The sequence below is a fragment of the Pseudaminobacter soli (ex Li et al. 2025) genome (assembly GCF_003012705.1).
In the GTDB taxonomy this organism is placed as follows: domain Bacteria; phylum Pseudomonadota; class Alphaproteobacteria; order Rhizobiales; family Rhizobiaceae; genus Pseudaminobacter; species Pseudaminobacter soli.
On record NZ_PXYL01000001.1, the window covers coordinates 506074 to 522133 of the forward strand.

Consider the following 16060-nt stretch of genomic DNA (forward strand, 5'->3'; position numbering starts at 1 on the left):
CTTCGGAGAAATAGCATGAGCGAAATTGCCGATTACTACGACCTGTCCCGCATCCGGCCGGAGGTCCAGAACGTCCTCAACCGGGTGAACGAACTGGGCCGCGAGCGCTTTGCCGGTCGCGCCAAGGCGGTCGACGACGACGCCTCCTTCCCGGTCGAAAACTACAGGGATCTCGCTGATGAAGGCTTTTTGGGCCTTTGCATCCCCGAGGAATTCGGCGGCTGGGGCTTTTCGATGTCGGAATACGCCATGGTCGGCGCCGAGATCGGAAAATATTGCGGTGCCACCGCGCTGACCTTCAACATGCACAACTCGTCCATGGCCTGGTCGCGCTTCATGTTCGACATGCCGAACCTGACGCCGGAGGAGAAGGCCACCTTCGCCCCGCTGCGCGAGCGCCAGTTCCGCCGCGCCGTCGCCAAGAAGGCGATCTTCTCGCAGCCGATTTCCGAGGGCGGCCAGAACTGGACCTCAAAACCCAACCAGACCCAGTGCCGCAAGGTCGAGGGCGGCTGGAAGATCAACGGTTTCAAGAAGTTCGCCTCGCTGGCGGGCTATTGCGATTACTACACGATCGTCTGCACCGAGGTGTTCGAAGGCCAGGAGCCGCGCCACGAGGACACGATGCTCTTCGTCGTCCACAAGGACACGCCGGGCCTCAGCGTGAAGGGCGAGTGGGACCCCCTCGGCATGCGCGGCACCAACAGCCGCGACCTGATCCTGAAGGATGTCTTCGTCACCGCTGACGACCTTCTGATGCCGCGCGGCATCTTCAACAAGACGCTGCCCAACTGGCCGCACATGATGATCACGCTGTCGCCCACCTATATGGGCGTGGCGCAGGGCGCCTATGACTTCATGGTGGACTACCTGAAGGGCAAGATCCCCGGCCAACCGCCGATCGACCGGCGCATGTACGCCACCAAGCGCATCGCCGTCGGCAAGATGTATGCGCGCCTCGCCAACATGCGCGCGCTCTGGTGGCAGGCTTTTGGCGAAGCCAAGGGCTTTCCCACCAAGGCCGAAGTCCTGCGCATGTATGCGGCGCAGTACAATGTCATGGAGGGCGCTGCCGAGATGACCTCGATGGCGATCCGCACCTGCGGCGGCCAGTCGATGCTGCGCTCGCTGCCGCTGGAGCGCATGTATCGCGACAGCCGCTGCGGCGCGCTGATGCTGCCCTTCACTTCGGAGATCATGGAGGACTATCTCGGCGTGCTCGCCCTCTACGAGATGGACGAGCTCGACCACGCTCCCGGCGACGAGGGCGGTGCCCGCAACTCGCTGTGGCGGGGCGATGCCGGCAGCGGCGCTCGCGCGGTCCGGTAGCTCCCATGCCGCTCGACCAAGTCCAGGTCATCGGTCATTGCCCAGCCTCTCCCGAGGCGGTCTGGGCAATTGCCGGCGACTTTTGCGGGCACTGGCATCCGGGCATCGTCGCGATCCGCGAGGAGCGCGATGAACGCGGATCGCTGATCCGCGCCTTCACCGTCCACGGCGAAGACACGCTTTACCGCGAGCAGCTCACCTGGTTCAGCGACAGCGACAGGTCGCTCGGCTACACGCATCTGGACGGCATCGCCGGCATCGAGCGTTACGACGCCCGTATGACCGTCTCCGCCGGCGAGGGCGGCGGCAGCGTCATCGAATGGACCGCCACGGTGGAGGCACCGGATGCGGTGCGGGCCGCGGCGGTCTGTGCAGGCACCAGGCCCGTCTTTGAGGCCGGCATCGCAGCGCTTTCGGAGCGTGCGCAACTCGGCGCGGCGACCATCCAAGAGGGGCCGCCCGAGCCGGTGGCCACAGAGGATTTCAGCTTCGGCGAACAGCCTCGGTTGTCCCTGACCGTGACGCCGCCAAGAGATGGGCCGCTTTGCCTGTTCCTGCACGGCATCGGCGGGGCGCGCTGGAACTGGCGGGCGCAACTTGCCGCCGCGGGCAATGTGATGCGCGCGGCCGCGGTCGATTTGCGAGGATATGGCGGCAGCACGTTGGGCGCGAACCAGTCCACAATTGACGATTATTGCGCTGACATCCTGCGTATTCGCGACGCCCTCGGTGCCGACAAGCTGGTTCTGGTGGGCCTGTCCTACGGCTCCTGGATCGCCACCTCCTTTGCCATGCGCCATCCCGAACTGCTGGCGGGGCTCGTCCTTTCGGGCGGCTGCACCGGCATGTCGGAGGCAGGGCCGGAGGAGCGGGAAGCTTTCCGCGTCAGCCGCGAAGTGCCGCTCGATGCCGGCCAGACACCGGCGGATTTCGCGCCGGCGGTGGTGAAAGTACTGGCTGGACCGAATGCCTCGGATGAGGTGAAGAGGCAGCTCTTCGACTCGATGGCCGCGATCCCGGCCCAGACCTACCGCGATGCGCTGGTTTGTTTCACCAACCCGCCCGAGCGGTTCGACTTTTCGCGGCTGACCATGCCGGTGCTGATGACGACGGGCGAACACGATCGGCTAGCATCGCCCGCCGAAATCCGGGGCGTTGCGGGCCGCATATTGGCTGAGGCGCCAATGGCCGACGTGCGCTACGAGACCATCGCAGATGCGGGCCACGTCTGCAATGTCGAGCAGCCCGAAGCCTACAGCCGCATCCTTCTGGATTTCCTGAGAAAGCTTCCGCAATGACCGCTCTTCCGCGCCGCCAGCAGAACCGAATTGAACGCGAGCGGCGCATTCTGGAGGCTGCGCTGAAGGTCTTTTCCGAGACCGGCTATTCCGGCGCGACGATGGATGCCGTGGCCATCGAGGCGGGCCTGTCGAAGCCGACGCTCTACCAGTATTTCGCGTCCAAGGAAGCGCTCTTCTCGGCAATGATGCTGGGCGAGCGCGACCAGATGCTGGAGTTCTTCCAGCATCCCTCCGGCAAGGGCATTGTGGCCGATCTCCACGGCTTTGCCTGGGACTATGCCGATACGGTGATGCGCCCCGACCTCCTGTCGCTCGCGCGCCTGATCATCGGCGAGGTGCAGCGTTTCCCCGAAATCGGCCGCGCCTATCAGGAATCCGGTCCCGACCGTCTTCTGCGCGGGATCATGGACTATCTGGAAGGCCGCAGGGCTGCCGGACAGCTCGCCTTCGAGGATGCGGAACTGGCCGCGCAGGACCTTTGGGGCCTGATCCTTTCGGCCCCGCGAACCCAGGCTCTTTACATGCCCGACCATCTCCCCAACCGCGCGGAGGTCGCGCGATATCTGAACAACGGCCTCAGGGTATTCCTAAAAGCCTATTCGACCCGGCCAGAGGAGGATCTGGCCAAATTAGAGGCGCTGATAAGCGCCCACTCCCTTCAGCAGGTGGAACATGACGATTGACGACTACCTGGCCGATCCGGCCAGCCGATTTGCCACGGTCGCGATGACCGACACCAACGGGCTTCTACGCGGGCAGATGGTTTCCGTGGGTAGCCTGAAAGGGATCGCGAAAAGCGGCATGGGCATGTCGCCGGTGACCCTGGCGCTGGACCCCACAGATGTGGTTCAGACGATCCCCGGCGTCTCCGACGGCAGCTCCGACTTCCACGACGACCCGCTGGTCGTCGACCCCGCTACCATTCGTCGTCTGCCATGGTCGAAGCCAGGGCACGACCTGCTAGTGCTCTCCAACTATTCCGGCGATACGGCCGAACTCTGCCCGCGCTCAATCCTCAAGCGCGTGCTCGACCGCGTGGCCAAGGCCGGATACCTGCCACGCTACGGCATGGAGCTCGAATACACGTTGTTCGACGAGACGCCGGAAAGCGCGCGCGCCAAGGGCTATCGCAATCTCAAGACCGCGACCCAGCACAACAGCCACGACCTGGTGCTCTATCAAGTCGAGCAGACGGAATGGTACGAAGCAGTTGCCGCAATGTGCGAGCCGCTGCGCATCGACCTAGCCAAGATGCATGAGGAGATCGGCGGCGGCTTCCTCGAAGCCTGCATCGCCGCTGGGGAGGGGCTTGAGCCCGCCGACCAACTGGTGCTCCTGAAGAATTTTCTGCGCGCCCTGGCCCAGAGGCAGGGCAAGTGCGTCACCTTCATGCCACGCTGGACAGAAGCGGCTGACAGTCAGTCGATCCATGTCCATGTCTCGTTGAAGAACCGAGAAGGCAACTCGATCTTCCACGACTCTTCGCAGAAGAACGCCGTGTCGCAGACCTTCCGCCACTTCATCGGCGGCCTGCAGACCTATATCGGCGACCTTACACTCCTCTTCCAACCGACGGTCAATTCCTACCGCCGCTTCGCGCCGGGAACATTCGCGCCTCCCGGCCTGACCTGGGGTTTTGAGAACCGCACGACCTGCTTCCGCATCGTCGGCCACGATGCCGGCTCGCTGCGCGTAGAAAACCGGCTGCCGGGCGCGGACACCAACCCCTACCTTACTGTCGCCGCCACGGTGGCGGCAGGCGTGGCCGGTATTCTGGAACAGATCGAACCCGAGCCAGAGACCATCGGCAACGGATACACGCAGGAGGCGCCCCGCGATTTCGCGCGCTCCATGCCCGAGGCGATCGACCGGCTGCGTCAATCGGAATTCGCGAAGGACTGGTTTGGACCGCGTTTCGTCGAAGCTTTCACCTCCACCCGCGAAAGCCAGCACAACGAATTCCGCCGCAAGGTTCCCGATGTGGAACTGGAACGCTTCTTCGATCTGGGGTGAACCAAGATGGATGTAGACCTGCGCGCCCGTTTTCTGGAAGGCATGAGCCGCGCCGCCACCTTCGTGGCAGTCGCCACGACCGATGGCGAAGCTGGCCGCTACGGGGTGACGATCAGTTCGCTCACCTCGGTTTCGGCCGATGGTGACCAGCCCTCGCTGCTGGCCTGCATCCACCAGCTCAGCCCGGCCGCGCCGGCCATACTGAAGAACCGGGCGTTCTGCGCGAACCTTCTGCAGGAGGACCAGCAGGACGTATCGGACCTCTTTGCCGGTCGTATCGGGGCAGGCGAGCATGCAGCTCGTTTCGACCGGGCGGCCTGGGTGCCGAGCCCGCTGGGCCAGCCGATGATCGACGGGGCGACGGCGGCGTTCGAGTGCCGCGTGGCGACGTCGCTTCTATGGGAGACCCATCACATCATCGTCGGGCGCGTCACGTCCGTGCGGCTTTCGGAAAGCCCGGCGGCGCTGCTCTATGGCCAGCGCACCTATCGGCGCGCCGTGCGACTGCCCCCCGGCAACTGAGGAGCTTTCAAAACATCACGGGCAGTCGGCGGCAAGACCGGCGCCAACAAATCAAAGAGAGAGGAACGACAACTATGACAGATATAACGGGAGTAGGAGCGGGGGTCGGTACAAACCAGCTCCGCAAGAATTCGCTCGGCCTGATCGCCGTGACATTCATGGTGATTTCGGCCGCTGCGCCACTGACCGGCGTGGCGGGCGCAATGCCGCTGGCCTTCATGCTGGGCAACGGCGCCGGCATTCCGGCCACGTTCATTTTCGTGACCCTCGTCATGCTGGCTTTCGCGGTCGGCTATGTCGCGATGTCGCGGCACGTCACCAATGCAGGCGCCTTCTACGCCTATGCCGCGCGCGGCCTGGGCGGTCGTGCTGCCGGCGCGGTAGCGATCACGGCGCTGGTCGCTTACAACGCCATGCAGTTCGGCCTGATCGGCCTTTTCGGCGGCATCGCGTCCGGCGTCTTCGCTGATTTCGGCCTGACGCTGCCCTGGTGGGGATGGAGCCTGATGGCCATAGCGCTAGTCGGCTTCCTCGGCTACCGGCAGGTGGACCTGTCGGCCAAGGTGCTCGTCTTCGTGGTGGCGCTGGAATATCTGGTCGTGCTGATCGTCGACTTCGCCATTCTAGGCAAGGGCGGTGCCGGCGGTCTGTCGTTCAATCTCTTCGACACGAACGCCATGTTCTCGGGCTCGCTGACGGCGGCGATTCTGTTCTGCCTGGGCTGCTTCATCGGCTTCGAGGCGACGACCATCTATGCCGAGGAGGCGCGCGAGCCGGAAAAGACCATTCCGCGCGCCACCTATCTCTCGGTGCTGATGATCGGCATTTTCTTCGTTTTCACGACCTGGCTGATGATCGTGGGCGTGGGTGCCGACAAGCTGGTGCCGACGATACAGGGCCTCCCCGACCCGTCGATGTTCTTCTTCGACCTTGCCGGCCAATATGTCGGCGGCCCGGTGCCGGCGATCGCGGGCATCCTTCTGGTGTCGAGCCTGTTCGCAGCCCTTTCGGCCTTCCACAACTACATCGCGCGCTACAGCTATGTGGCGGGGCGCGAAGGGCTTTTGCCGGCTGCCTTCGGCCGCACGCATGACGCCCACCAGAGCCCGCATATCGGCTCCGTGGTCCAGACCATCGGCGCGCTCATCGTTCTGGCATTCTTTGCCGGTCTGGGGCTCGACCCGGTGCTGAACATGTTCACCTGGATCAGCCAGGTCGGCACGCTGGGCGTGCTCGGCATGATGACCGTCACCTCTGTTTCGGTGATCGTCTTCTTCCGCCGGCACGGCGTTGCGGGTTCGCCGCTGTCCACCCTGATCCTGCCCCTGGTTTCAGGGGTGATCATGGCGGCGCTGTTCGTCTACATCTTCATGAACTTCGGCGATCTGACCGGCACCACCGGTGGCGCGCTCGGCATCATCCTGCCGTCGCTGATCCCGGCTGCCGCTGTGGTTGGCTACTTTCTGGCACGGCGACTGGAAAAGACCAATCCGGCACGCTTCGCCCGGATGGGCCACAACCACGTCTGATCTGCTGCACTAATGCCTAGGCCCCCGGCGCGGAGATTTCCGCGCCGTTTTTCTAGTGCCCGCCACCACCGGCAGCCCCTTCGGGCGGCTTGCGGATGACCATGGTGAAGAGTGCCAGGGAGGCAAACAGCATGGTCAGCAGATAGAAGACGTCCATGAAGGACATCAGCGCCGCCTGCTGGTGCACCATGCCGGAAAGTTTTGAAAGCGCGAGCCTGGATGCGTCGAGGCCGCCATGCGCCTCGAAATTCAGCGTCATGTTTCGGAGCTTGGTGTTCGCCTCCGCGCTGCCCCACTGCACATGCTCGGCGAGACGGGCATAGTGGAAATCGTTGCGGTGCGTCAGCACCGTGTTGATGATGGCGAGCCCGACAGCGCCGCCGAGATTGCGGGTCAGGTTGAACAGGCCCGACGCATTCTTCAGCCGTTCCGGCGGCAGCGTGCCCAGCGCGATGTTGTTGATCGGCACCATGCACAGCATCATCGAAGTGCCGCGCAGGATTTGCGGCAGGAACAGCTCCCAGAAATCCCAATCGGCGGTCAGATGCGTCATCCGCCAGGTGCCGGCGGCAAATCCCAGGAAGCCGATCATCATCATCAGGCGCGGGTCCATCTTGCGCGACAGGATGCCGGAGATGGGCGCCGTGGCGAACATCGCCAGACCCGAGACGAACAGCGCCTCGCCGATCATCATGGAATCGTAGCCACGGATGCGGCCGAGATAGACCGGATAGAGATAGGTTAGCCCGTAGAGGCCGATGCCGATGACGAAGGAGAACAGCGAGCCGAAGGCGAAGTTGACGTTGCTGAAGGCCTTCAAATCGACGATCGGCTCTTCCGCGGTGAAGGCACGCCAAAAGAACATCACCGCGCCGACCACCATCACGATCGTGAAGATGAACACGGTCTGGTCCTGCATCCAGTCGTTAGTCGGGCCTTCCTCCAGCACATATTCGAGCGAGCCGAGGAAAGCCGCCATGCCGGCCAAGCCCCACCAGTCGAACTTCTTCATGAGGGAGTGATCCGGCTTGTCGAAATCGATCAACGCCCAGGCCGCGGCCGCGACCAGAATGCCCGGAACGACATTGACCAGGAACAGCCAGTGCCAGGACATTGCGTGGCTGATGTAGCCGCCGACCGTCGGCCCGATGGTGGGCGCCAGCGTTGCCACCAGGCCAATCATCGGCGACACGACTGCGCGGCGCGAGGGCGGAAAGATGGTGAAGGCAGCGGCGAAGACGCTGGGAATCATGCCGCCGCCGATAAAACCCTGGATCGCCCGGTAGACGATCATCTGGTCGATATTGGTGGCCGTGGCCGCCAAGGCGCTTGCCGCAGTGAAACCGGCCGCGGCAGCGGTGAACAAGACCCGTGTCGACAGCATTCGCGACAGGAAGCCAGACAGCGGGATCATGATGACCTCCGCGATCAGGTAGGAGGTCTGCACCCAGGGGATTTCGTCGGAACTGGCGCTCAGGCCCGCCTGGATCTCGGACAGTGAAGCCGAGACGATCTGGATGTCCAAAATGGCCATGAACATGCCGAACACCATCGCCAGGAAGGCGATGATGCGTCGTGCCTCGATGTGGTCCGAAGGCGCGGCTCCGGCTGTCGCGGCGGTGCTCGACATGATGACGGTCCCCCGGCGGTGCCGTTGCTAGAGTGCCGGGCCCGTGCGGCTGTCCACGTCCACGACGACGCTCAGGCCGGCGCGCAGTTTGCCGCTGTTCAGCACATCGGCTGGCACATCGATGCGCACCGGCACGCGCTGGACCACCTTCGTGAAGTTGCCGGTGGCGTTTTCCGGCGGCAGCAGCGAGAACACCGCGCCCGAGGCCGGCGCGAGCGAGGAAACCGCTCCCTCGAACTCCTGGGCGTCCATGGCGTCGACCTTGATCTTGACCTTCTGGCCGGGCAGCAGCTTGGCAAGCTGCGTCTCCTTGAAGTTGGCGACGATGTAGAGCTTATCCATCGGCACGACCACGGCGAGTTTCTGGCCGGGATTGACGAGGTCGCCCTGTTCGACGGACCGGTTGCCGACGACGCCGTCATAAGGCGCGCGCAGGACGGTGAAGGAGAGGTCGCGCTCGGCCTTGTCCTTCGAAAGCTTCAACGAATCCAGCGTGCTGGCCGTCTCTGCCTTCTGGGCCTCCAGCACGCCGATATTGGCTTGGGCCGCTGCGATCTGCGCATCGGCGCCGGCAACGGCTGCATTGGCCTGCACGGCAGCGCTGTGGGCGTCGTCCAGCTGGGCCTGCGTCGAGACATTGGTCTTGAGCAGTTGGGCAATGCGGTCCTCGGTGCGGGCAGCGTTTGTGGCGGCAGCCTTGGCCGCGCCCTTCTGCGCCTCGGCCTGCAACAGAGAGGCCCTGGCGGCCGTCGTCTGGGCGTCAATGCGGTCGAGCGTCTTGGCCAAGGTGGCGATCTGTGCCTCGGTCTGGGCGAGGGCGATCCTGTAGTCGCCATCGTCCACGACCAAGAGCGGGTCCCCCGCCTTTACATGCTGGTTGTCGGCGACCTTAACCTCGGCGACATAGCCGGAAATCTTGGGCGAAACGAACGCCATGTCGGCCTGGACATAGGCGTCGTCGGTGGAGATCATGAAACGGCCGTCGGCCCAGTAGTCGTAGCCATACCAGGCACCCGTGCCGAGCAGGGCGACGGCAATGGTTGGCAGCAGGAACGAGCGCGGCGAGCGCTTGCGCTTTGCGGGAGCAGGCGCAACTCCGGGGTCGGCCGGGCGAGGGGCCTCGATCGTCGGCGCCGTCTTGGCATGCGGGAACGGATGCACTTCGGCTTCGGTCGACGCGGACGAAGAAGACATGGTGTATCTCTTATGTGATTGAACTGAACCGTTCGGTTTGGCGTTGACTTAACGTGGCGGAACGAGCATATCAAGAGTAAATCGAACCGATTGGTTCGAAATATTTTTGGGGTTTGAAATGACTGAGCTAGCTACCGGATCGGCAGCCAAGCAGGAAAAGCGACAGCGCCCTGCGGCCGGTCACGACCCCGCAAAACGCCAGCAGATCATCGATGGCGCGCGGCGCGTCTTCATGAACATGGGCTTCGACGCCGCCTCCATGAACGACATCACCCGCGAGGCGGGCGTGTCCAAAGGTACGATCTACGTCTACTTCGCCAGCAAGGAAGAGCTTTTCGAGGCGCTGATCGAGGTGGAGCGCTGCGCCATCTTCAAGAATCTCTATGAGACGCTGGGGCAGGCCGACGACCTGCGCGCCACGCTTGAAAATTTCGGCATTGCACTGTCGGTCAAGATCACGTCGGAGAAGGTCGTCCTTGCGCAGCGCATCGTGATCGGCGCTTCCGAGAGGATCCCCGAACTTGGCAGGCGCTTTTATGAGCGCGGCCCGAAGCTCGGGCATGACCGCGTCGCGGCTTTTCTCGAGACAATGGTCGAGCGTGGCCTGCTGGAGATTCCGGACATCCACCTTGCCGCCTACCAGTTCACGGATCTTTGCACGGCCGGGCTTTTCAGGCAGTGCATGTTCGCCTACCGCACCGAAACCCCGACGCAAGCCGAAATCGAATATATTGTGAAGGCCGGAGTGGATGTATTCCTGAAAGCCTACGGCGCCGGCAAGCTGGCAGCGCAGGAGCGCGAGCGAGCCAAGAGCGGCTGACGCCGTGACCTGGCGTGTCCCGGTCTTTGCTCGATGATCACATTGCGCAAAAGCCGAGCGACTGTAACCAAAACGGCTTTCGATTCAGCGAGTTGTGATGTCAATTAGGACATCACTGCCGCATATCCATTGATTCGACCTGAAGGTGAAGATGGGGTTCGACAGGACGGCCCTTTAGCCTTTGGGAGGAGCGCTTTGGACTTTGTTGCCTTGCGAGCGGCGCGGGAATACGCGGCAGAGGATTGCTTTCCAACCAAAGTGATTGACGTGCTGCTCCTTGTTTGAGCGGCCGATTGTCTTTTCGGAATGTGATTTCCAGGTCAGCGATTGAGCGAATTTGGGCGGCTCGGAAAAGAGTCGCCAACAGAGAATTGCGAATGTTTTTGAATAGATTTTTTGTTGAATTCTTAAATTACTTCGGTTCGGCGGCGCGAGTATTTTCAACGTCGGCTGCGTATCAGTCGGTGACGTCCTTGCGGGCGCGTTGCACGCCGGCTTTGCATCGAATTCGTTTCTTATTGTTGACCGTCTTCTTGCAGCTTGGGTTGGGAGTGCCAGCTGCGTATGCGCTGTCGCCAGCATGTACCTCGCTTAGTTCGCTCGACACCACCTCGTATACCGATACCTTTCTTGCAGGTTCATTCGACAGTGGCGAATCGGTGACGGTGTCCTACACCGACGATGGCGGCGATGACGCCAACAACCCGATTTCTGCTGACCACGTATTGGTCCAGGATGCTGATTTTTCCGACGCCTATGGCTACAACTATGACAGTAGCAAGAGGAAGGTTGGCCTGCATTCCTTGGCTGTTACGTCGAGCCAGCTTACCTCCACCGGCCTGAGCCTTAATATCAAGACAGGAACCCATATCGGCACGGTGTCAATTCGCTGCACGGGTTCGGTCTCGGCTCCCTCCATCACCGCGCAGCCGTCCAGCTCCACCATCAGCGCCGGCGCGAACACGATCTTCAGTGTGACCGCTTCGAACGCCACGGGCTACCAGTGGCAGGTCGATCAAGGCGCCGGCTTCACCAATATCACCAACGGCGCTCCCTATTCTGGCGCGACCGCGTCGACGCTAACGATCACTGGCGCGACCGCCGGCATGAACGGCTATCTGTATCGCGTTATCGTTAGCGGCTCGACCGCGCCTGTCGCCACCTCGAACACAGCCGCGCTGACCGTTAATGCAGCCCCCGTGCCGACGATCACCGCGGCCAGCCCGAACTCGGGCAGCACCGCCGGTGGCACGACCGTCACGCTCACAGGAACGAACCTGACGGGCGCGACCGCCGTTACCTTCGGTGGCACGGCGGCGACTGGCGTCACCGTCAACAGCGCCACCCAAATCACGGCCACCACACCGGCCCACGCCGCTGGCGCTGTCAATGTCGTCGTGACCACCCCTGGCGGCAGCGCTACGTTGTCGAATGGTTATACCTACGTTGTTCCCGCGCCGATTGCTGGCGCGGTCTCCGCAACGGTCGACGCGAACTCTTCCGGCAATCCGATCACCCTCAGCCTAAGCGGCGGGCCGGCGACCTCCGTTGCAGTCGCCACCCAAGCCACTCACGGCACGGCGACCGCTTCCGGCACGTCGATCACATATACGCCGACGGCCAACTATGCCGGCGCCGACACCTTCACCTACACGGCAACCAATGCCGGCGGCACCAGTTCGCCCGCTACCGTGAGCATCACCGTCAATGCCATTGTGCCCGGTTCCCCGCTGATTGGTTCAGCCACCGCCGGCAATGCACAGGCGAGCGTTTCCTTCACGGCACCGGCGAGCAATGGTGGCTCGGCGATCACCAACTACACCGTGACCTCCAATCCTGACGGCATCACTGCAACAGGCGCGGCTAGCCCGATTACTGTCACCGGCCTCACCAACGGCACCGCCTATACCTTCACCGTCACCGCGACCAACGCCGTCGGAACCGGCAGTGCCTCTGCCGCATCCAATGCCGTCACCCCGACGGGCACGCCGACGCTCACCGCGACCAGCCCCAACACCGGCACGACTGCGGGCGGCACGATCGTCACGCTCACGGGATCGAACCTGACAGGCGCAACCGCCGTTACCTTCGGCGGGACGGCGGCGACCGGCTTCACCGTCAACAGCGCCACCCAAATCACGGCCACCACACCGGCCCACGCCGCTGGCGCTGTCAATGTCAGCGTGACTACTCTCGGTGGCAGCGCGACGCTGACGAATGGTTATATCTACGCACCGACAATTACGCTGTCGCCCTCCGCCGATGGGTTGACGGGCGCGACGGCCGGTGCGGCCTATAGCCAGACGATTACGGCATCGGGCGGCACCGCACCCTACGCCTATGCCATCACATCCGGCTCGCTGCCGTCCGGACTGACCCTCAGCGCTGCAGGGGTTATCTCTGGCACGCCGAGAGAGGCCGGACCCTTCAATTTCACCATCACGGCCACAGACGCTGGGAGCTCGACGGGCTCGCAGGCCTACGGCCTGTATGTTTCAGGGCCCACGTTTTCGGTTTCTCCGACATCGCTGCCGTCACCCACTATTGATGTGGCGTATTCCCAGACGATATTGTTCTCGGGTGGCACCGCCCCTTACGCTTATGCCTTTACCGGCACACTTCCGACGGGCCTTTCGCTAAATGCCACCACCGGCGAGCTCTCGGGCACGCCAACTGCCGGGGGAACCTTCGAATTCTCCATTGTGGCCAAAGACAGTACGACGGGTAGTGGTAGTCCGTATTATGCAAGCGGAACATACACAGTCGTGGTCGATGCCGTTGCGCCAACGCTCAGTTCGGTCAGTCCGAGCTCAGGCAACATCGCGGGCGGCACGGCCGTCGTGCTCACGGGATCGAACCTGACGGGCGCAACCGCCGTTACCTTCGGCGGGACGGCGGCGACCGGCTTCACCGTCAACAGCGCCACCCAAATCACGGCCACCACACCGGCCCACTCGGTTGGCGCTGTCGATGTCGTCGTGATCACGTCGGGCGGCGCCGCGACGCGGACGAATGGTTATACCTACGCGCAATCGAGCGACGCTACTCTCTTCAATCTCACGATCAGCAGCGGTACGCTTTCGCCGTCCTTTGCATCCGGCACCGACAGCTACACGGCTTCCGTTGCAAACGGCGTCTCCTCCGTCAGCGTCACGCCGACAGTGAGCGAGAGCCACGCCACGGTCGTTGTGAATGGCAGCGCTGCCACCTCGGGTAGCCCAAGTTCGATCCCGCTCAACGTCGGCGACACCACGATCACGATTTTGGTGACCGCCCAGGACGGTAGCACCAAGACCTACACGCTCGAGGTCACCCGTGCAGAGGCCGCGCCGATCGCCGACAACTTCCAGACAATGGTTGCCGCAAATTCTTCCGGCAACCCGATCACCCTCAGCCTAAGCGGCGGGGCGGCGACCTCGGTGGCCGTCGCCACCCAAGCCAACCATGGCACGGCGACGGCTTCGGGCACGACCATCAGCTACACGCCAGCGGCCGGCTATTCCGGCTCCGACAGCTTCACCTACACGGCTAGCAATGAGTCCGGCACCTCTGCGCCGGCTACGGTGACGATCACGGTCACCGCGCCAACCCTGTCGTTCACGCCGTATTCCGGCGCGCTAGCAAGCGGCGTGGTGGGCACAGCCTACAGTCAGGCCGTGACTGCCTCCGGCGGAGTTGGGCCTTACACTTACGTGGTAATTGGCTCACTGCCGGCCAATCTGTCGCTGAACTCCTCGACCGGTGTGATCTCCGGCACGCCGACTGCAACGGGCAATGCCAGCTTTATGCTACAGGCGACGGATAGATACGGCTATTCAGTTGCTGCGACCTACTCGATTGACATTGGAGCGGCCGCGCCAACGGTCATTTCGCTCCGCCCGAACTCGGGCAGCACCGCCGGCGGCACGACGGTTACGCTCATGGGATCGGACCTGGCTGGCGCGACCGCAGTTTCCTTCGGCGGAACGCCGGCGACGAGCTTCACCGTTATCGGCAACGCTCTGATCACTGCCACCACACCGGCTCATGCCGCTGGGAAAGTCGATGTCGTCGTTACCACTCCTGGCGGCACCGTAACGATGGTGACTGCTTATACCTACACTGTACCGGCGTTGGCATTGTCTCCCGCTTCTGGAGCCTTGACCAGCGGCACGACGGGCGTCGCCTATGCGGGCGTGACGATCTCGGCTTCTGGCGGCACGGCTCCCTACAGCTATGCCGTCACCTCCGGTTCGCTGCCGGCCGGGCTGGCGCTCGGCAGTGCAGGGGATATCTCCGGCACGCCGACGACGACCGAAAGCGCCAGATTCACCGTCACCGTCACCGACGCCAACGGCACGGCGGGATCGGCCAGCTACACGCTGGCGGTAGCGACGGGCAGCCCAACGGTGGAAGACAAGACGGTACCGGCGGGCACGACGCCAGCGGATGTACGGCTTGACGCCGGCGCCACTGGCGGGCCGTTCGACGGTGCCGAGCTGGTCTCGGTGGAGCCGGCCAATGCCGGCCGGGCCGAGATCACCTGGGGCGACTATGCCGCGGCCGGCCCAGTCACCCCGGTCGGCTGGTATCTGAAGTTCACGCCCAATCCCGCCTATTCGGGGCAGGTGCGCGTCCGGTTCCGCCTGACCAACGCGCTCGGCAGCTCCAACACCGGCACCGTGACCTATACGCTCGGCTTCGACGAGGCCGAGGTGAAGCAGGACATCGACACCCGGGTGCGCGGCTTCGTGCAGACGAGGCAGAATATGATCGCCTCGACCATCGAGGTTCCGGGCCTCATGGAGCGCCGCCGCATGCAAACGGCGAGCGATCCCGTCGCGGCGCGGATGTCGTCCTCGGCCGACGGCGTCACCCTCGGCTTCGGCACCAGCCTGGCGCAGATGCAGGCGGCACGCGACGGCGCTGACGGCGCCACCACCGCACTCTCCTTGCCCTTCAACGTCTGGGTCGACGGCACCTTGCTGGCCCATAACCGCAAGGAGAATGGCGGCAAGTGGGGCAGCTTCGGCATGGTCTCGCTCGGCGCCGACTATCTCTTGTCGGAAAAGGCGCTGGTCGGCCTGTCCTTCCACTACGACCGGATGACAGATCCGACTGACGCGGACGCCAAGCTGACCGGCAATGGCTGGCTGGCCGGACCCTATGCCTCGTTCGAGATCGGCAAGAACGTGTTCTGGGACGCGAGCCTGCTCTATGGCGGTTCGTCGAACGACATTGGCACCGAGTTCTGGGACGGCAGCTTCGACACAAGGCGCTGGCTGTTCGACAGCGCGATCAAGGGGCAGTGGCAGCTCGACGACGTCACCGTGCTGACGCCAAAACTGCGGGCGGTCTACTTCTCCGAAAGGGTCGAGGACTATGCGGTCCGCAACGGCGCCGGCGATACGATCGAGCTCGACGGTTTCGCGCAGGAGCAACTGCGCGTCAGCCTCGGGGCCGAAATCGCGCGCTCCTTCACGCTGGCGGACGGCTCGACGCTGACGCCGAAGCTCGGCGCCACTGCCGGCTACTCCGGCCTCGACGGTTCGGGCCTGTTCGGCTCGGTCTCGACCGGCCTGTCGCTGCAAGCGGTGAATGGCTGGTCCGTCGACGGCGGACTGCTCTTCAACATCGAGCGCCACGGCGAAAAATCCGTCGGCGCGAAGGCAGGTGTAAGCTCGCGATTCTGATCGACTTGAAAGGCCGCCTGCGGCCCGTCCTCCCGAGGACGGGCACCGTA

Annotated in this window: 10 protein-coding genes; 8 read left to right on the plus strand and 2 right to left on the minus strand. The window is 63.6% G+C overall.

What is annotated here, in order from left to right:
- Positions 1–15 precede the first annotated feature (15 nt).
- The 6 genes from C7I85_RS02400 to C7I85_RS02425 all read left to right on the plus strand — a co-directional run bounded on the left by C7I85_RS02400 (position 16) and on the right by C7I85_RS02425 (position 6694).
- Positions 16–1329 (plus strand): acyl-CoA dehydrogenase family protein, encoded by a 1314-nt coding sequence (locus tag C7I85_RS02400; RefSeq protein ID WP_106722339.1) that lies wholly within the window; start codon positions 16–18, stop codon positions 1327–1329.
- A gap of 5 nt (positions 1330–1334) precedes the next feature.
- On the plus strand, positions 1335–2627 hold the full coding sequence (locus tag C7I85_RS02405) for an alpha/beta fold hydrolase (RefSeq protein WP_106722340.1): 1293 nt from the start codon (positions 1335–1337) through the stop codon (positions 2625–2627).
- On the plus strand, positions 2624–3313 hold the full coding sequence (locus C7I85_RS02410) for a TetR/AcrR family transcriptional regulator (protein ID WP_106722341.1): 690 nt from the start codon (positions 2624–2626) through the stop codon (positions 3311–3313). Before C7I85_RS02405 ends, C7I85_RS02410 begins: the two co-directional genes overlap by 4 nt.
- The gene (locus tag C7I85_RS02415; RefSeq protein ID WP_106722342.1) at positions 3303–4643 is read left to right on the plus strand and encodes a glutamine synthetase family protein; all 1341 of its coding nucleotides are present in this window, start codon (positions 3303–3305) and stop codon (positions 4641–4643) included. Before C7I85_RS02410 ends, C7I85_RS02415 begins: the two co-directional genes overlap by 11 nt.
- A gap of 6 nt (positions 4644–4649) precedes the next feature.
- Positions 4650–5165 (plus strand): flavin reductase family protein, encoded by a 516-nt coding sequence (locus C7I85_RS02420; protein ID WP_106722343.1) that lies wholly within the window; start codon positions 4650–4652, stop codon positions 5163–5165.
- Between the two features lie 74 nt (positions 5166–5239).
- Entirely contained in the window at positions 5240–6694 is a 1455-nt protein-coding gene (locus C7I85_RS02425; RefSeq protein ID WP_106722344.1) for an APC family permease, read from the plus strand.
- A 52-nt stretch (positions 6695–6746) separates the two neighbouring features.
- On the opposite strand, the gene C7I85_RS02430 is transcribed toward C7I85_RS02425, so the two are convergent.
- Positions 6747–8324 (minus strand): DHA2 family efflux MFS transporter permease subunit, encoded by a 1578-nt coding sequence (locus C7I85_RS02430; protein ID WP_106722345.1) that lies wholly within the window; start codon positions 8322–8324, stop codon positions 6747–6749.
- 27 nt (positions 8325–8351) lie between these two features.
- On the minus strand, positions 8352–9518 hold the full coding sequence (locus C7I85_RS02435) for an HlyD family secretion protein (protein WP_106722346.1): 1167 nt from the start codon (positions 9516–9518) through the stop codon (positions 8352–8354).
- Between the two features lie 118 nt (positions 9519–9636).
- On the opposite strand from C7I85_RS02435, the gene C7I85_RS02440 reads away from it, so the two are divergent.
- Together C7I85_RS02440 and C7I85_RS02445 are read left to right on the plus strand one after the other, a co-directional pair.
- Positions 9637–10338: a TetR/AcrR family transcriptional regulator gene (locus C7I85_RS02440; RefSeq protein ID WP_106722347.1), complete on the plus strand. Its 702-nt coding sequence runs from the start codon at positions 9637–9639 to the stop codon at positions 10336–10338.
- 659 nt (positions 10339–10997) lie between these two features.
- Positions 10998–16010 (plus strand): IPT/TIG domain-containing protein, encoded by a 5013-nt coding sequence (locus C7I85_RS02445; RefSeq protein ID WP_181257055.1) that lies wholly within the window; start codon positions 10998–11000, stop codon positions 16008–16010.
- The last annotated feature ends 50 nt before the right edge of the window (positions 16011–16060 follow it).